Source organism: Desulfosarcina sp., from assembly GCF_041551955.1.
Taxonomy (GTDB): Bacteria; Desulfobacterota; Desulfobacteria; order Desulfobacterales; family Desulfosarcinaceae; genus Desulfosarcina.
In genome coordinates, this window is sequence record NZ_JBFELV010000088.1 from 1 (window position 1) to 14,766 (window position 14,766).

Consider the following 14,766-nt stretch of genomic DNA (forward strand, 5'->3'; position numbering starts at 1 on the left):
AGGAACAAAAACTACTTGACGCGCTCCACGTATTGCCCGGTGCGCGTGTCGATGCGGATGGTTTCACCCTCGTTGACAAACGGCGGCACCTGAACCACATGGCCGGTTTCCAGGGTGGCCGGCTTGGTGGATCCGGCGGCGGTATCCCCTTTGGCCCAGGGTTCGGCCTCGGTGATGGTCAACTCCACGAAATTGGGCAGCGAGATATCTAGGGCCTTTTTATCGAACATCAGGACGTTGCACACGGTGTTTTCCTTGAGGAAAGCCTTGGCGTCACCCAATTGCGCTTCGGTCAAGAATTCCTGTTCGTAGTTTGACGAGTTCATGAAACAGTAGGTGTTCCCATCGAAGTAGAGATACTCCATCTCCACCGCTTCGAGATTGGCCTCCTTGAATTTTTCACCGGACCGGTAGGTTTTGTCGAACTGCGAACCGGTAATCATGTTCTTGAGCCGGCATTTGTAAAGGGCCTGCCCCTTTCCCGGTTTCACAAATTCAAACTGGACGATCACATACGGATCACCGTCGATCTCTATCTTCAGTCCTTTTCGTAAATCACTGCTCTCGTACATATGTTTTTCAACCTTTTTTGGGGTTCGTAAGTGGCAGGGTCCGGCGTATGAGGCTCAGATCCGCGGTCTATCGGTATCAATGCTGCGTCTTGTCGTTTTTGTTCAGTCCTCATCCAATAGGATGCCATCTGCCCGGTGCGTTTCAGCGACGAGGGCCACGATCCGCGCCGGATCCTTCCGGAAACGGATGGGACGCCCGGATTCGTCCGCGGCATTGGTGCAGGTGCAGCTGTCCACCCCAAAAGGCCGAACCTGCAGGATACCGTCGGCTACATTTTCCGGTGAGATGCCTCCGGCCAGAATCACCGGAATTCGACTCCTGGCCACCAGCTCCGCTGCGACCGACCAGTCGCAGATAAGCCCGGTGATGCCGATGAATCCGGCCACCGGTTGGTCGTCATCGGCCGCACCCGACGCCCCGACGATCATCGTGTCGGTCAAAAAGTAATCGCTGAGTGGTTCCAGCCGCGCTGCCAGCGCCAATACAGCTCCACGGTTGGCTTCGGGCGGCTGCCCGATGGGAATGGAGCGCATGATACGAATGTCTGGAAACCGACGTTTGACTGCTGCCTGCAGCTCAAGCGCATCGCGGACTGAACAGCTGCCGTGATCATCCAGCCGGTCACAAAAGTGGACGATATGCGGCCGATAATAGTCCAGGGTATCCAAAACCGCCGCCGGGTCCGAATAGAGCGGAATCAGACTGCTGACCGCCCCCATCCTCCCAACCACGGCCACGGTTTCACGGACGACCGGGTCGTGCAGGTCATGAAACGACGGTATCACACTACCGATGTGATCCACCCCCAACCCGATCATGGCCCTTGCTTCATCCGGCGTCTGAATTTCATATATCTGAACGATGGTGCCTAGCATTATATCGAGCATTCCTGAATGGTTAAACCTCCATGGCGCGTGCCGTCGGTGGCCGTCTCTACCACATTCATGGCGGTTGTGCAAATCGTATCAGCGGTCGATTAGCGCCGGAGCGCGATCGCCAATCGTAGACATATCGACCGTTTTTCAAGGAGACAACGGTAGTCCATCAGCCGCGACTGAATCGGAGGCCAAGGCATCTAAATTCGGTTGGAGCATTTTGTAGTAGGTCCGGATACGGTCGACGTACATGACCGCCTCATTTCCACGCGCATAACGATGTTCTAGGGTACTGTAATATTTTTTTTGCTGTAACAGTGGGAATACCGACCGGACGCCATGCCAGCTGTTCTCCGGCTTGCCCAACCGGCGGGCCAACTGCCGGGCATCCTGCAGGTGGCCGAATCCAATATTGTAGGCCGCCAGTGCCATGAGCGTGCGGTCAGGTTCGGGCACTGACTTACCGACCTGGCGGTGAAGACGGGCCAGATAGCGGGTGCCGGCAAAAATTGACGCCTCTATGTCCATACGGTTTTCCAGATCCATGGACGCCGCCGTTTCACGGGTGAGCATCATGATCCCCCGCACACCCGTATAGCTTTTTGCGCGAGGGTTCCAATGCGACTCCTGATACGCCTGGGCAGCGACGAGTCTCCAGTCCAGCTTGTATTTTTTGGCCGCCGCTTCGAAATAGGACCGATATTTGGGAAGCCGGACTTTGATTCGGCGACGGTATCTGGCCAGGTCTACGTAGTCGAAGGATTCCAGATGGCTGTAGTAGTGCTGGATCAGGCCCTTGACGGTCTCCCGGGTCTTTTTTTGATTAAACCACGCGACGATGGCCTGCTTCAATTGACGGTTGCGAGGATCGGTAGCCCAAGTCAGCTTCTGGGCAGGGCCCAGGGTCAGCTTGACCATCAGTTCCGGATAATAGTGGTGGTTCATGGACATGATGTTCGAGTCCACGGCCGTAAGCGGCAGCGAGCGGTTCCACACCATCTGGAGCAGATCCTCGGCACTGTATGCGGTCAGGATCTGCCAGTTGAGGCCGGGATAGATGCGGCGAAGCTCCTCCAGTTGTTCGATGCGGGCGCTGCTGCCGGTCGTCCAGAGGGTGTAGGCCTCGAGCGCCTTCTTGCTTTGGATATCCGGACCGCCGCGACGACCCACCACCTGCTGTTCCACCTCCTGATAACCCGGACCCAGAGAAAGCAGTCGGGCCGACTGGCTGCCAAAGGGAGCCCCGGGGGCGATGATATCCCCCTGACCGGCTTTTAGGGCGGCAATCATATCGATTTCATCCTCGATGATCGAAACGCGCAGGGATACGCCCAGGTGATCGGCAAAAGCTTTCGCCAGATCATACTCAAATCCAACGGGGCCATGGGGGCCCTCATAATAGCAGGCGGAATTGTTGCGCGTGATCAGCACGATTTCGCCCCTGGACAGCAACGCCTCGAGATCATTTTGCGTCAGGGAGGAGTCGCATCCTGAAATCACGAAGAGCACGGCCAGACAGCACCCAATTTTTCGCAGTTTGCCGACATGCATATTCAACCAACCAATTCATGGTTTGCATCTCAGGTCCAGTCTATCTGCTGGTCTTCCTTTTACACCGACGCGATGGTCACGTCGAGATGTATAGTCCGGGATGTCGGATTTATCAACCCGAACCTCAGCTTCCTTTTCCCCGGTCCAAGCGGCGACCTGCCCTCATGGGCAAGCTGGCGGCCGATTTATCCGCAGCACCCGGGTCAACCTCAAGCACCAGCGCCCGGTTGCCTTTTTCAATTGATAATGGTATTACCCCTCGAAACCTATCAATCTGTTGAATTGTAGGGTATTTGCAACGTTTTAGCCCGGAGATCAACCATGATTGTCATCATCGATTTCGGATCCCAATTCAACCAGCTCATCGCCCGGCGGGTGCGTGAATGCCGCGTATACTGCCAGATCGAGCCACCGACTGTCACCGCAGACCAGATTCGAACGTGGGCACCCGAAGGCATCATCCTTTCCGGTGGGCCATCCAGCATCTATGAAAAGGACAGTCCCCGGGTGGACGCAGGTATTTTCGACCTTGGCATCCCGGTGCTGGGGATTTGCTATGGCATGCATTTTATGGTGGACACCCTGGGCGGCAAAGTCAAAAAAGCCGCCAAACGAGAATACGGTTTTGCCTCCCTGAGCGCCCGGCAGCAGACAGGACTTTTTTCCGGCATCGGCAAGGAAACGGTCACCTGGATGAGCCACGGTGATTCCATCGACGGGCTGCCCAAAGGATTCTCCGTCAGCGCGTCGACAGCCAACACCAAGGTGGCCGCCATGGCCAACATCCGCAAAAAATTCTTCGGCGTTCAATTTCATCCTGAAGTGGAACATACCGCCAAAGGACGGAAAATGATCCACAACTTTCTTTTTGACATCTGCGGTTGCAAAGCATCCTGGACCATGAAATCCTTTGCCCGGGACACCGTCAGCCAGATCAGGGATACGGTGGGTGATAAAAAAGTGATTCTCGGGCTTTCCGGCGGCGTGGATTCATCCGTGACAGCGCTTTTGATTCACCAGGCCATCGGCAAGAACCTGACTTGCATATTCGTGGATAACGGCCTGCTGCGCAAAGACGAGGCGGTTCAGCTGAAAGAAAAACTCAAAAGCCACCTGAAGATAAACATCCGCTTTGTCAAGGCCGCCTCGCGTTTTGTCAAGGCCTTGTCCAACGTGTCCGATCCGGAACAAAAACGCAAAATCATCGGCAAACAGTTCATGGATGTATTCGAGGCGGAAGCCTTGAAGATAAAGGATGCCGACTTTCTGGGCCAGGGTACGCTATACCCGGATATCATCGAATCCCAATCGGCTTTTGGCGGTCCCACCGCAGTCATCAAATCCCACCACAACGTGGGCGGACTCCCGAAAAAGATGAAACTCAAGCTGGTGGAACCCTTAAAGTATCTGTTCAAGGATGAAGTGCGCAAACTGGGTAAAACGATGGGGTTGGACGACGACTTGGTTTGGAGACAACCGTTTCCCGGCCCGGGGCTGGCCATCCGGGTGATTGGTGAGGTCACCAAAAAGCGTCTGGATGTGCTGCGGGAAGTGGATTCAGTGCTCCAGGAAGAGATTCGCGCATCCGGGTATTACCGCAAACTCTGGCAGTCCTTTGCCGTTTTGCTGCCAATCAAAAGCGTCGGCATCATGGGAGACGGCCGCACCTATGAAAATATCGTTGCCATTCGGGCAGTCACCAGCAAAGACGCCATGACCGCGGACTGGGCCAAACTCCCCCACCGCCTGCTGGGCAAAATTTCCAACCGGATCATCAACGAAGTCCGGGGCGTCAACCGCGTTGTCTACGACATCAGTTCAAAACCACCGAGCACAATCGAATGGGAATAGCCACACCATGAATCATCAAGACGATACCTCCCGGTTCACCATCCGCGGTGTGGAAGCGGAGCCTGATGCCAACTATGTTACCGATGCTGACAATCTGCGCATCGAGAAGCTGAGCACGCGGGTCACCCTGGTGGCCGTGCTCATCCCCTGCCTGTTGGTGGTTGTCCTGGTCATCGCCTACCTGGACATAAAAAACCGGGTCATCAACACACAAACTTCCGGCTCCATGGGGGTCCAGAATCTATCCAAAGATTTAGAATCCCGTTTTTCCAACCTCTCCCTCAAACAGGCAAAGATGGAGGAACAGCTCACCGAGACGTCCAAGGCACTGGAAACCGCCACCGCCGCGCTGCAGGTTAACCTAAAAAAAGCCATCGCCGAATTTAAACAAACGACTGACGACAAGGCGGATCGCTCAGCAATAGCGGCCATATCCAACAAAACAGAAGCGTCCATCGCCGCCTTGCAAAAAGACCTGGCAGACCTAAACGCTGCGTTCAGCAAGTTCGATGAGGAGTTGGCTGCCCAGATTCTGCTGATGGCGGAGGGCCTGAAAAAGGATCAGGGTCGGCTTGCCGAAATCGAAAAGAAAACCCAGCGGCTTGATTTGGAAAAACTGAGCAAGGAGTCCATGGATCTGGCCTTGGGCCTCGAGCGGCTAGGTCTTCAGGAGATGGTCAAGGATCGAATTCGAGAGGTTGAGAAAAAACTAACGGCCTTTGGCAAACAGATTGAAGCGTTGAACCAGCGGCTGGAAGCCCAGGCGCAGAAAGCATCCCCTTCATCGTCGGCAGGCGCGGCCCCGTCGCCCTCGCCGAGCCTCTCGCCGATGCCGCCCCTGCCGACCGATCCCAATACCGGTTCGACTAACATCGTGGAACAGACGATCAATTGAGCAGTTGATCAGCACAAGCCCATGCCCACCATCTTCTCCTCAATACGCTGGATGTCCTCCGGCAGGTCCACCTCAGGCGAATCATAAGGCGTCACCACCACCCGAATACGGTGGCCGTGCTCCATGGCCCGAAGCTGTTCGAGCTTTTCGATCTCTTCCAACCGCCCGGGTGAGAGCCCTTTAAAGCACGCCAGAAACTCCTGCGTATAGGCATAGACACCCAGATGCTTATAGATGTCGACGCCGCTCAACCCGTCCCGGTCATGGGGAATGGTCGCCCGGGAAAAGTAGAGCGCATCGCCGTTTTTGTCGAATGCGACCTTGACATCCTTTGGATCGGTGATCTCACGCTTGTCCACAATGGCAAAGGCCAGCGTGCTCATCTTTACCGCCGGGTCCTCGTAAAAAGGTTGTACCACGGCGTCGAAGCACCGAGGATCCACTAATGGCTGGTCCCCTTGAATATTGACCACGATATCCCCTGGATCCAGACCGAGCCGTTCGGCGGCTTCGGCCACCCGGTCGGTGCCGGACCGGCATCTTGAGGAGGTCATGACCACGCTGCCGCCGAAGCGGTTTACTGCGTCCCGGATCCGGTTGTCGTCGGTGGCCACGTGTACCGATTGGATGCACGTGGCCTGCATAGCCCGTTGACAGACCCACTGGATCATCGGCTTGCCACAGATGACGGCCAACGGTTTACCATCGAATCGAACGGAGCCATATCGCGATGGGATGATCACCACTACCCGCATTTAGATATCCCTTCTCCGTTTATTTGTTCCATCCACCGATCAGGTGCAGGTGGAGATGAAAGATCACCTGTCCGCCACCTTTCTCTACATTGAAAAGAAGTTTATACCCGGAGGCATTTATCTTCTCCTTTTGGGCCATCTGCCTGGCAGTCATGATCATTTCCGCCAGAATCTGATTGTCCGATTCGGTAAGGTCGTTGATGCTGCGGATGTGCCGTTTGGGAACGATCAACAGATGGACGGGGGCGTGTGGGTTGATGTCACGGAAAACGACCAGATTATCGTTTTCCAACAAAAAGTCAGTACCCATCTGGCCGTGCGAAATTTTGCAGAAAAGGCAATCTTTTTCCATGACGGCGCCTCCTGTGGCTCTTCCATCGCCTGTCGCTTCAAGCCATGGAATGATTCGGGTGGGTAAATAAAGGGCTCAGAAATTCTGTTCCTACCGGTTCAGCAGCAATCTTGTCAAGCAGACATTTAGCGTTGACGTGCGAGGGATTTTTCAACCGGCAACCGTTCGGCGAAAGCGATGAAAATGCTTGAAATTCATTGCTTAAGTTTTAATTGGGGGCGGCCGATATGAACCTACAGCAGAGCGGGCTATCGAGGATGCGCTTCTAACCGCCGCCGGCAAGGCCGCCAGATCTGAATCGAGGCCTATTTTTACCAACGATCCGAGCAGCATGTATTCAAGCAGATAACACCATGAACATCCTGATTGCAGACGACGACCCCGTCACCTTGAAGCTATTGGCATCACGCCTTGGTGTGTGGGGCCACACGGTGCATCAGGCTGCCGACGGCAACGCGGCCTGGGAAGCCATTAGCGGCACGCCGGTCGATCTGGTCATCTGCGACTGGATGATGCCAGGAATGGATGGGCTTGAATTATGCCGTCGAATCCGAGAACGACATGAATCGGGGTATATTTACCTGATACTGATCAGCGGCCAGGACTCCAAAGCGGATATCGTGCGCGGCCTTGAAGGCGGTGTTGACGACTATATCACCAAGCCCATTGACATGGACGCCTTGCATGCCAGGGTTGAAATTGGCGCGCGTATCGTCAAACTTGAACGGACGCTCAATCGCAAGATTGAGATCATCTCCGCCAACCATATCCAAACTATCCGCATGTTTTCCCGGATGATGGAAGTGGTTGACGACGAATTGGGGGGACACTGCCGCAGGACGGCCAACCTGGCCGTTCAACTGGCCAATCGGCATCCCGATGTGAGCGACGCGGAAACGCCCATCATCGAAACGGCAGCCCTGCTCCACGACATCGGCATGGTGGGCATTCCCCAATCCATCTTGAACAAACGCCGCACGGAAATAGTTGAAAACGAACGTCAATTATACCAATCCCACGCCGCTATGGGCGCCCGCATCATCGGTGAAATTGCGATCATGAAGCCGGCCGCCCTACTGGTGCGAATGCACCACGAACAATTCAACGGCAAAGGCTTCCCCGATGGATTGGCCGGCGATGAAATTCCTGTCGGGGCCCAACTTATTTCGGCGGCCTCGATTTACGACAACATGATCCACAAAGGCAAAATCGCCCTGGACGGCATCCCGGAGCGTCTGCAGCGGATCAGGGGCTACCAGCTGTCGCCTCAGGTCGTGGCCTTGCTGCTTGAAGTCAACGTGGCCCAACAGCATGAGCGGGCGCGACATCGGGCAGAGGAGCTTGAATTGAACGACTTGACCACCGGGATGGTGATCGCAGCCAACGTGCGCATGAAAACCGGCGCCTTTGTCATGGCCGCCGACACCGAACTGGACGGCTACAGTATCGACAAACTCAAACATTTCAACAATATCGGTGCCATCTCCGACAAGGTGCTGATTCGTAAGTCTACCGTGAGGCGCTAAATGGATCTTGCAACCATCATCGGCCTGGTCAGCGGAACCGTTCTGATCCTGGTCTCCATCGTCATCGGCGGCAGCGCCCTGGTGTTCATAAATATCCCCGGCCTGCTGATCGTTGTCGGCGGGACCCTGGCGGCCACCTTCATCAAATTCACCATGTCCGATGTCATCGGCTCCATCAGTGTGGCCATGAAAGCCTTTCTGGTAAAAATGGAAGCGCCGGAAAATATCATCAAGGAGATGGTGGAGTTCACCCGCATTGCAAAAAAAGAAGGGCTGATCGCCCTGGAGAAGGAGAATCCATCGGATGCTTTTTCCGTCAAGGCACTGAGATACCTGTCTGACGGTTATGATGAAGGGCTGATCGCCGATATGCTCCACAAGGATATCCGATTGATGGGGCAGCGGCACACCACCGGTCAAAATGTGTTTAAAGGCATGGGCGACTCCGCGCCGGCTTTCGGTATGGTCGGGACCCTCATCGGTCTGGTCCAAATGCTGGCCAGCATGTCGGACCCGTCGAGCATCGGACCATCGATGGCGGTGGCGCTGTTGACGACCCTGTACGGCGCGGTCATCGCCAATCTCATCGCCCTGCCCATCGCCGACAAGCTGGCCCTGCGAAGTGAGCAGGAACGGTTGAATAAAAGCATCATCGTAGAGGCGGCCATTGCCATCAACCGGGGCGTCTCCCCCATGGTGTTGGAGGAATCCCTGAAGATTTTCCTCTCCCCCAAAGAGCGGCAGCAGTCTGAAGCCGAATCTAAAAACGCCGAGTAGCAGGTAACCGATGAGCAGCGACATTCACGAATGCCCCCCGTGTGAAAAAGGCGCCCCCAAGTGGGTGACCACCTTCGGCGATCTGATGAGCCTGCTGCTCTGTTTTTTCGTGCTGCTGCTATCCTTTTCCGAAATCGATCGTCAGAAATACAAACAGGTGGCCGGATCCATGGAAAAAGCCTTTGGCATGCAACGCAAAAAGAATGTTTCTGAATCGCCTCGCCACGGCCTGAAGATGATTGCCAAGGATTTCGATCAGGAGGCTATTGCCACGCGGGTAAAGGAATTTATCGGTCAAGAGCTGGAAGAGAATTTCGATGCGCTTTACCGGAAAATTGAAGACGACATCGACATCGAAGCCAGGAAAGACAAGCTGGTTATTCGCATGATGGGAGAAAGTACATTTGACTCCGGAAGAGCCGACATCAAGCCCGAACTAAAACCCTTGATCCTTCGAATCGGCCAGATTTTGACCAGCGAAACCGCCGGCGACATTGTCATTGCCGGTCATACCGACAATGTTCCTGTCATGGGCGGCCCGTTCCAATCCAACCTCAAGCTCTCCATCGCCCGGGCCGCCACGGTGGCCCAGTTTCTGCTGGACCGGACCGCCATCGACCCCAAGCGGCTATCCACGATGGGCTTCGGAGAGTACCGACCCATTGCGGAAAACGACCTTGAACTGGGCCGACGCAAGAATCGTCGGGTGGAAATCATCGTCGGCACCATTCCCCGTCCCCAGGGCATGGCGAATTAGGGGCGATACCTACCTCAGAAAATCCACCAGGGTGGGTTGGACGACCTGAGCGGCGGTCGCCAGCAGGACTTCGTATGCCGTCTGCTGGACCTGCATATCGATGGCGGTTTGGGTGATATCGGCATCCTCCACGGTCTGGCGCATGGTTTCTACCGCATTGCCGAAATTCTTCCAATATTCGTCCGTCCGCTCCAGGCGTTTGTAATCCGTGGCCAAACCGCTGCGGGCCAGTTGCACCCGGTCGGCGATCCGGTATAGGGGATCCACCGTATTCTGGACCGCCGCAGGGTCATAGGGATCGGCGAGCAGCGCCGTTTCCAGGTCGTCGAGAACCTGGAACAGGTTGTCCGTTCCATCGATGAACATCTGGCTGCCGTCCGCTTCGATCGGAATGGTGATGCCCTCCCCCACGACCACGCGATGGGCGCCGCTGTCGCCGTTATAGCCATAGGGGGATGCAGAATCGAAGGGCGCCGTATCGCTGAGATGGCCGGAAAACAGATAATTGGCGCCGTATTTGGAGTTGGCCAGGCCGAGAACCTGCTGACGGATATTGCGGATCTCTTGCGCAAAGGCCGTCCTATCTTCGATGTTCGGGCTGTTGGCCACCTTTTTGGCATCCTCGATGAACTCACTGACCTGACCCAGCACCGACTCAGTGAACTGGACCCGGGTTCTGGATTCCAGAATATTGTCGCGATATTGATCGACCGTCTGCAGGGTCGTTCGATAGTCGAGGACCTTGCCGATCCCGACGGGATCATCCGAGGGTTTGTTGATCCGCTTCCCGGAGGCCAGTTTGAGCTGGGTCTCCATGAGTTGGCTGCTCTGTTTGGCCAGATTGGCCTTGATATGGTCGGCCATCACTTTAGCGCTGATTCGCATCGCGATCTCCTGTTCTTTTTTTTACACCATGGCGATAAGCGCGTCGAGCATTTCATCCACTGTGGACACCAGCTTGGCGGCGGCATTGTATGCGCTTTGGAACTGAACCATGTTGACCATCTCCTCATCCATGGACACGCCGGATACTTCCTCCCGGTAGGTGGCCAACTGCAATGACACCGTGGATTGATGGTCGGTGTTTACCTTGGCTTGAGCGGCGAACCTGCCCACATCGCTGACCAGACCACCGTAAAAATCGCCGACGGTGGCACTGCCGGCACTCATCAGCAACCGGTTCTGGATTTCGGCAACGGCGATGGCATTGCTGTTGCCGCCCGGGACGCCTTCGGTATTGGCCGCCGCGGCAATCAAATTGGTATCGTTGACGATCAGGTCGTTGACGCTGATGTCCGAAGCCCCGGTAAAGGGCGAAAAAAAATCCAAACCGGGGTCTCCGTTCAGGTCAAGCCCACCGTTGTGCTGCGTGTTCACCGCGTTGGCCATGGTAACGGCCATATCGTCCAAACGGGTCAGATAGTCCGGAACGATGAAATCCCTGGCTTCAATCCAGCCTTTCAGCTTCCCGGTGGTAATGTCGCCGGTAATATTCTGTTGGGCGCCACTGCTGCTTTCCCATAAGACGTCCTGAAACCCGTTGGCATTGGTTTCGGTGGTCAGCTCCCACGAACGGGTCCGGTCCACCAGGGTGTGGCCGTTGGCGGAAAGGATGGTCAGGTAGCCGTCGGCATCTTCGAAACTGTTCACGTCGACCAGACTGGAAAGCGCCTGGAGCTTCAGATCCCGCTGATCCCTGAATGCATTGGCACTGTGTTGGTTGCCGGCCTCGACGTCGGCAATTTTCAGATTCAGATCGGCGATCTCGCCGGTCAAGCTGTTGATGGTTTCAACGGCTCCTTTGATGCTGGCATCGCTATCTCCTTGAACCTGGCTCAGGTCATGGGACAATTTATTGAACACCAGGGTCAGGTTTTGGGTGTTGGCCAGTAGCGTCGCCCGCTCGGTGAACCCGGATGGATTGTTGGCTACATCCTGCCAGGAATTCCAGAATTCAGTCATCGCCCCGTTCAAACCATACCCGGAGGCATCGTCGAACATCAGCTCAGCTTTTTCCAGTGTCTCCAGTTGAGCATCCCAACGCCCCTGCTGCGCGGCGGCGCCGGAAATTTGAGCCGCCAGAAACCGGTCGTATATCCGCTGAATCGTCCGGTTGGCCCGGACGCCGGTGCCCAGGGTTCCGCCTTCGTACTGCACGGGTTCATTCTGCTCCATATTGAGCCGCTGCCGGGAGTAGCCCTCGGTATTCACATTGGCGATGTTGTTGGCCGTGACGTCCAGGGCCTTTTGCTGGGTGATCAGTGCAGTTTTGGCAACATTCATCATGCCGTAAATTATATTTGCCATTATGAGTACCTTTGTTGGCCCCTAAAACCAATTGAAAATAAACAAATTTCAAGCACCACCGATCAAATCAGACGGCTCCACAAATGAATCGCCCCCCGCCGGTCGGGTAACCGCCCGAGGGTTGATGGGTCCCGGGTTTTTGATAAACCGAACGGTCTTCAATGAGATGGGTCAGCAGTTTCAAGGATCCGTTGATCAGATCCAGATATTGATTGATCATCAGCTGGTTGCGTCTGTTCTTCTCTTGCACATCGCCGATGATCGATCGCAACCGACTGGCGCGGTCCAGCAGCTGCTGCCGGGTTGGGAGGTTGATCACCTGGGCCAGTTGGCTGATCGTCATTGCGCTGCCGTCTGTCCGGTGCGCCGCCGACAATCGACCGACCAGTATCGTTCGCTTTTCTTCAAGCCCTTGGAGCTTGGCCACCAGCAATCCCTTTTCATACTGAACCTGGTCGAAACGTTCCTTTCCCGCAAAAGACATCGAGGCTTCCTCATCGGTCAGTACCCGTTGCATCCCCTGGTAACAGGCTGCCTCTTGATCCAGTATGTCCAGCAATTCGTACATCTTCACATTCATGGTGTTTTCCTCTGGCTTGCGGTCATGCCTTGGTGTCGATATGTTCAAGCACCTGATTGTTTTCAAGGCTTTCGTTGATCATGTTCACGGCAATGCGATGACCGGATACGCGGTAGGTCCCCTCTTCAAGTTTACGTTTTAATTCCATGACCCGATCTTCGCGGATTTCGGGGAGTGAATGCGCGTGGTCGGCGGCGGCCTTGAACGCACGACCTCGCTCCGTGAGGCTGACGGTATCTTTTTCTTCAGCATTTCTCTGCGCCCCGTTCGTTTCGATGGGCGTCCGGGTCACCTTTTCAAGTGACCGGTTCTGGGCGGGCAGGGCTTGCGTGGGGCCTTTTTCGGGAATTTCCATTAAAGATCTCCTGAAGGCAACTGATCTCGTTTCCCATGATCGCCGATCATGGTCCGTTACCCCTTCTTATCGGCCCTTTGCAGTGAAGGCTTTAATTCCTCCTGTCGGCAAATACAGGCACCCACCGGTTGCGAGGCTATTTTTGCCCGTTGAGCTGATTGAAAATCATTCGGGAGATACCGATGCCACCGTTTTGCGCCATCTCTCCAGCAATCTGCTGATCCATCATGTCCGTAAAAATCTCTTCCGCCATGGAGGGGGGAAACAATGTGGACTCAGGGACCGTTGCCCGCATTTCACGAATCATGAAATTGAGCAGCAGGGATTCGAACTGTTTGCTGGCATTCTCGAGTTCGTCATCTGATTGTCCTTCGCACCGCACCCCCGACTCGGCGGCGGTAAGCGTTTTTTCGGCGCTGGACGATCGAAGTTGAAACATCGCGGCGTGCACGTCCATCCGGTCGACCTCGGCCATCAAATCACCTCCAGGTCCGCCTGAAGTGCGCCGGCCGCCTTGATGGCCTGGAATATGGCGATCAAGTCCCTGGGGGTAACCCCCAAGGCATTCAGGGCATTGACCACTTCGCCGATGCTCACCCCGTTGGGAACGACCACCAGTTGATTGGCATCCTCCTGCACATTGATCTGGGTGTTGGGCGACGCCACCGTCCTGCCATCGGAAAAGGGCAGCGGTTGAGAGACATTGAGGTTTTCTTTGACAACGATGCTCAAGTTCCCGTGGGCGATGGCGATGGTGGAAATACGCACCTGATCTCCCATGACCACCGTTCCGGTCCGTTCATTGATCACCACCTTGGCGTCATTGTCCGGCTGTACCTCCAGCGTGCTCAGTCGAGCCAACAGAGCAATCATTTTTCCCCTGTACTGATCAGGGACGATGATTTCAATGGTACCGGCATCCTGGGCGTGAGCTACCGGTTGAGCGAATTGGGCATTGATCACATCGACCACCCGCACGGCCGTGTTGACATCGGGGTTGTGCAGGCTGAACTGCAGATTGTCACTGGCGCTAAAATTGTTGGGAACCTCCCGTTCGATGATGGCCCCGGACAGCACGCGCCCCACGGTAGGAAAGTTCTTTACCACCGTGGAGGCCGTGCCACCGGCACCGAAACCACCGGTGTTCACCGGGCCCTGTGCCACCGCGTAAATCTTGCCGTCGATACCTTTGAGCGGCGTCAGCATGAGCGTTCCACCTTGAAGGTTGTCGGCATCGCCGATGGAGCTGACCAACACGTCGATGCGGTTTCCCCGTTTGGCAAAGGGCGGCAGTTTGGCCGTCACCATCACCGCAGCGACATTTTTCACCTGAATGTCCCTCTGGTCGACGGTCACGCCCATTTTTTCCAGCATAGAGGCCATGGATTGAACCGTAAAAGTGGCTTTTTTTCCGTCCCCGGACCCGTCAAGTCCGACCACGAGACCATAGCCCACCAGTTGGTTCATGCGCACCCCGTTGATCTCGGCGATGTCCTTGAGCCTGGCCGCGCCGGCATCGCCATGCCACCCCAGGCCGACGACCACCAACAGCGCGATGCGTACGATGCGTTTTATTTTCATTTAAACCCTTCTATCCTTCAATTCCTTAACC

The 14,766-nt window shown here is 55.5% G+C and carries 16 protein-coding genes; 5 read left to right on the forward strand and 11 right to left on the reverse strand.

The window, feature by feature from the left end; translation table 11 throughout:
- Nucleotides 1–11: 11 nt before the first annotated feature.
- The 3 genes from efp to mltF form a co-directional block, all read right to left on the reverse strand.
- Nucleotides 12–572 carry an elongation factor P gene (efp, locus tag ABYV26_RS09040; protein WP_372680229.1) on the reverse strand — a complete coding sequence of 187 codons (561 nt, stop codon included), beginning with the start codon at nt 570–572 and terminating at the stop codon, nt 12–14.
- A gap of 102 nt (nt 573–674) precedes the next feature.
- Nucleotides 675–1,448: a hypothetical protein gene (locus ABYV26_RS09045; protein ID WP_372680231.1), complete on the reverse strand. Its 774-nt coding sequence runs from the start codon at nt 1,446–1,448 to the stop codon at nt 675–677.
- A gap of 147 nt (nt 1,449–1,595) precedes the next feature.
- Nucleotides 1,596–2,999, reverse strand: a complete 1,404-nt coding sequence (mltF, locus tag ABYV26_RS09050) for a membrane-bound lytic murein transglycosylase MltF (protein WP_372680232.1) — start codon at nt 2,997–2,999, stop codon at nt 1,596–1,598.
- Nucleotides 3,000–3,320: 321 nt separating this feature from the next.
- On the opposite strand from mltF, the gene guaA reads away from it, so the two are divergent.
- Complete coding sequence (guaA, locus tag ABYV26_RS09055; protein ID WP_372680234.1) at nt 3,321–4,850, forward strand: glutamine-hydrolyzing GMP synthase; 1,530 nt, start codon at nt 3,321–3,323, stop codon at nt 4,848–4,850.
- A gap of 7 nt (nt 4,851–4,857) precedes the next feature.
- Nucleotides 4,858–5,745 (forward strand): hypothetical protein, encoded by an 888-nt coding sequence (locus ABYV26_RS09060; RefSeq protein WP_372680236.1) that lies wholly within the window; start codon nt 4,858–4,860, stop codon nt 5,743–5,745.
- Between the two features lie 8 nt (nt 5,746–5,753).
- Here the strand turns inward: ABYV26_RS09060 and kdsB are convergent, their stop codons facing one another.
- Together kdsB and ABYV26_RS09070 are read right to left on the reverse strand one after the other, a co-directional pair.
- Nucleotides 5,754–6,500 (reverse strand): 3-deoxy-manno-octulosonate cytidylyltransferase, encoded by a 747-nt coding sequence (gene kdsB, locus ABYV26_RS09065; protein WP_372680237.1) that lies wholly within the window; start codon nt 6,498–6,500, stop codon nt 5,754–5,756.
- Nucleotides 6,501–6,519: 19 nt separating this feature from the next.
- Entirely contained in the window at nt 6,520–6,852 is a 333-nt protein-coding gene (locus ABYV26_RS09070; RefSeq protein ID WP_372680239.1) for an HIT domain-containing protein, read from the reverse strand.
- A 353-nt stretch (nt 6,853–7,205) separates the two neighbouring features.
- Here ABYV26_RS09070 and ABYV26_RS09075 point away from each other — a divergent pair, with 353 nt between their 5' ends.
- The 3 genes from ABYV26_RS09075 to ABYV26_RS09085 are packed head-to-tail and all read left to right on the forward strand — an operon-like array spanning nt 7,206 to nt 9,912.
- Nucleotides 7,206–8,378, forward strand: coding sequence for a response regulator (locus tag ABYV26_RS09075; protein WP_372680241.1), 1,173 nt, complete (start codon nt 7,206–7,208; stop codon nt 8,376–8,378).
- Nucleotides 8,379–9,155: a MotA/TolQ/ExbB proton channel family protein gene (locus tag ABYV26_RS09080; protein ID WP_372680242.1), complete on the forward strand. Its 777-nt coding sequence runs from the start codon at nt 8,379–8,381 to the stop codon at nt 9,153–9,155. It abuts the gene before it with no gap.
- Between the two features lie 10 nt (nt 9,156–9,165).
- Nucleotides 9,166–9,912, forward strand: a complete 747-nt coding sequence (locus ABYV26_RS09085) for a flagellar motor protein MotB (protein WP_372680243.1) — start codon at nt 9,166–9,168, stop codon at nt 9,910–9,912.
- Between the two features lie 9 nt (nt 9,913–9,921).
- On the opposite strand, the gene flgL is transcribed toward ABYV26_RS09085, so the two are convergent.
- The 6 genes from flgL to ABYV26_RS09115 form a co-directional block, all read right to left on the reverse strand.
- Complete coding sequence (flgL, locus tag ABYV26_RS09090; RefSeq protein ID WP_372680245.1) at nt 9,922–10,797, reverse strand: flagellar hook-associated protein FlgL; 876 nt, start codon at nt 10,795–10,797, stop codon at nt 9,922–9,924.
- Nucleotides 10,798–10,818: 21 nt separating this feature from the next.
- Nucleotides 10,819–12,219 carry a flagellar hook-associated protein FlgK gene (gene flgK, locus ABYV26_RS09095; RefSeq protein ID WP_372680247.1) on the reverse strand — a complete coding sequence of 467 codons (1,401 nt, stop codon included), beginning with the start codon at nt 12,217–12,219 and terminating at the stop codon, nt 10,819–10,821.
- 67 nt (nt 12,220–12,286) lie between these two features.
- Nucleotides 12,287–12,799 (reverse strand): flagellar protein FlgN, encoded by a 513-nt coding sequence (locus ABYV26_RS09100; protein ID WP_372680249.1) that lies wholly within the window; start codon nt 12,797–12,799, stop codon nt 12,287–12,289.
- A gap of 22 nt (nt 12,800–12,821) precedes the next feature.
- A complete protein-coding gene (gene flgM / locus ABYV26_RS09105) occupies nt 12,822–13,154 on the reverse strand; it encodes a flagellar biosynthesis anti-sigma factor FlgM (RefSeq protein WP_372680251.1) in 333 nt (110 codons plus the stop codon).
- Between the two features lie 136 nt (nt 13,155–13,290).
- Nucleotides 13,291–13,629 carry a rod-binding protein gene (locus tag ABYV26_RS09110; protein ID WP_372680253.1) on the reverse strand — a complete coding sequence of 113 codons (339 nt, stop codon included), beginning with the start codon at nt 13,627–13,629 and terminating at the stop codon, nt 13,291–13,293.
- Nucleotides 13,629–14,735, reverse strand: a complete 1,107-nt coding sequence (locus ABYV26_RS09115; RefSeq protein ID WP_372680255.1) for a flagellar basal body P-ring protein FlgI — start codon at nt 14,733–14,735, stop codon at nt 13,629–13,631. The genes ABYV26_RS09110 and ABYV26_RS09115 overlap by 1 nt, the downstream gene beginning before the upstream one ends.
- Nucleotides 14,736–14,766: the final 31 nt, after the last annotated feature.

Excerpts from the sequence above, each read along its gene's own strand:
- efp (WP_372680229.1), bottom strand. The coding sequence starts at position 572 with ATGTACGAGAGCAGTGATTTACGAAAAGGACTGAAGATAGAGATCGAC.
- ABYV26_RS09045 (WP_372680231.1), bottom strand. The coding sequence starts at position 1,448 with ATGCTAGGCACCATCGTTCAGATATATGAAATTCAGACGCCGGATGAA.
- mltF (WP_372680232.1), bottom strand. The coding sequence starts at position 2,999 with ATGCATGTCGGCAAACTGCGAAAAATTGGGTGCTGTCTGGCCGTGCTC.
- guaA (WP_372680234.1), top strand. The coding sequence starts at position 3,321 with ATGATTGTCATCATCGATTTCGGATCCCAATTCAACCAGCTCATCGCC.
- ABYV26_RS09060 (WP_372680236.1), top strand. The coding sequence starts at position 4,858 with ATGAATCATCAAGACGATACCTCCCGGTTCACCATCCGCGGTGTGGAA.
- kdsB (WP_372680237.1), bottom strand. The coding sequence starts at position 6,500 with ATGCGGGTAGTGGTGATCATCCCATCGCGATATGGCTCCGTTCGATTC.
- ABYV26_RS09070 (WP_372680239.1), bottom strand. The coding sequence starts at position 6,852 with ATGGAAAAAGATTGCCTTTTCTGCAAAATTTCGCACGGCCAGATGGGT.
- ABYV26_RS09075 (WP_372680241.1), top strand. The coding sequence starts at position 7,206 with ATGAACATCCTGATTGCAGACGACGACCCCGTCACCTTGAAGCTATTG.
- ABYV26_RS09080 (WP_372680242.1), top strand. The coding sequence starts at position 8,379 with ATGGATCTTGCAACCATCATCGGCCTGGTCAGCGGAACCGTTCTGATC.
- ABYV26_RS09085 (WP_372680243.1), top strand. The coding sequence starts at position 9,166 with ATGAGCAGCGACATTCACGAATGCCCCCCGTGTGAAAAAGGCGCCCCC.
- flgL (WP_372680245.1), bottom strand. The coding sequence starts at position 10,797 with ATGCGAATCAGCGCTAAAGTGATGGCCGACCATATCAAGGCCAATCTG.
- flgK (WP_372680247.1), bottom strand. The coding sequence starts at position 12,219 with ATGGCAAATATAATTTACGGCATGATGAATGTTGCCAAAACTGCACTG.
- ABYV26_RS09100 (WP_372680249.1), bottom strand. The coding sequence starts at position 12,799 with ATGAATGTGAAGATGTACGAATTGCTGGACATACTGGATCAAGAGGCA.
- flgM (WP_372680251.1), bottom strand. The coding sequence starts at position 13,154 with ATGGAAATTCCCGAAAAAGGCCCCACGCAAGCCCTGCCCGCCCAGAAC.
- ABYV26_RS09110 (WP_372680253.1), bottom strand. The coding sequence starts at position 13,629 with ATGGCCGAGGTCGACCGGATGGACGTGCACGCCGCGATGTTTCAACTT.
- ABYV26_RS09115 (WP_372680255.1), bottom strand. The coding sequence starts at position 14,735 with ATGAAAATAAAACGCATCGTACGCATCGCGCTGTTGGTGGTCGTCGGC.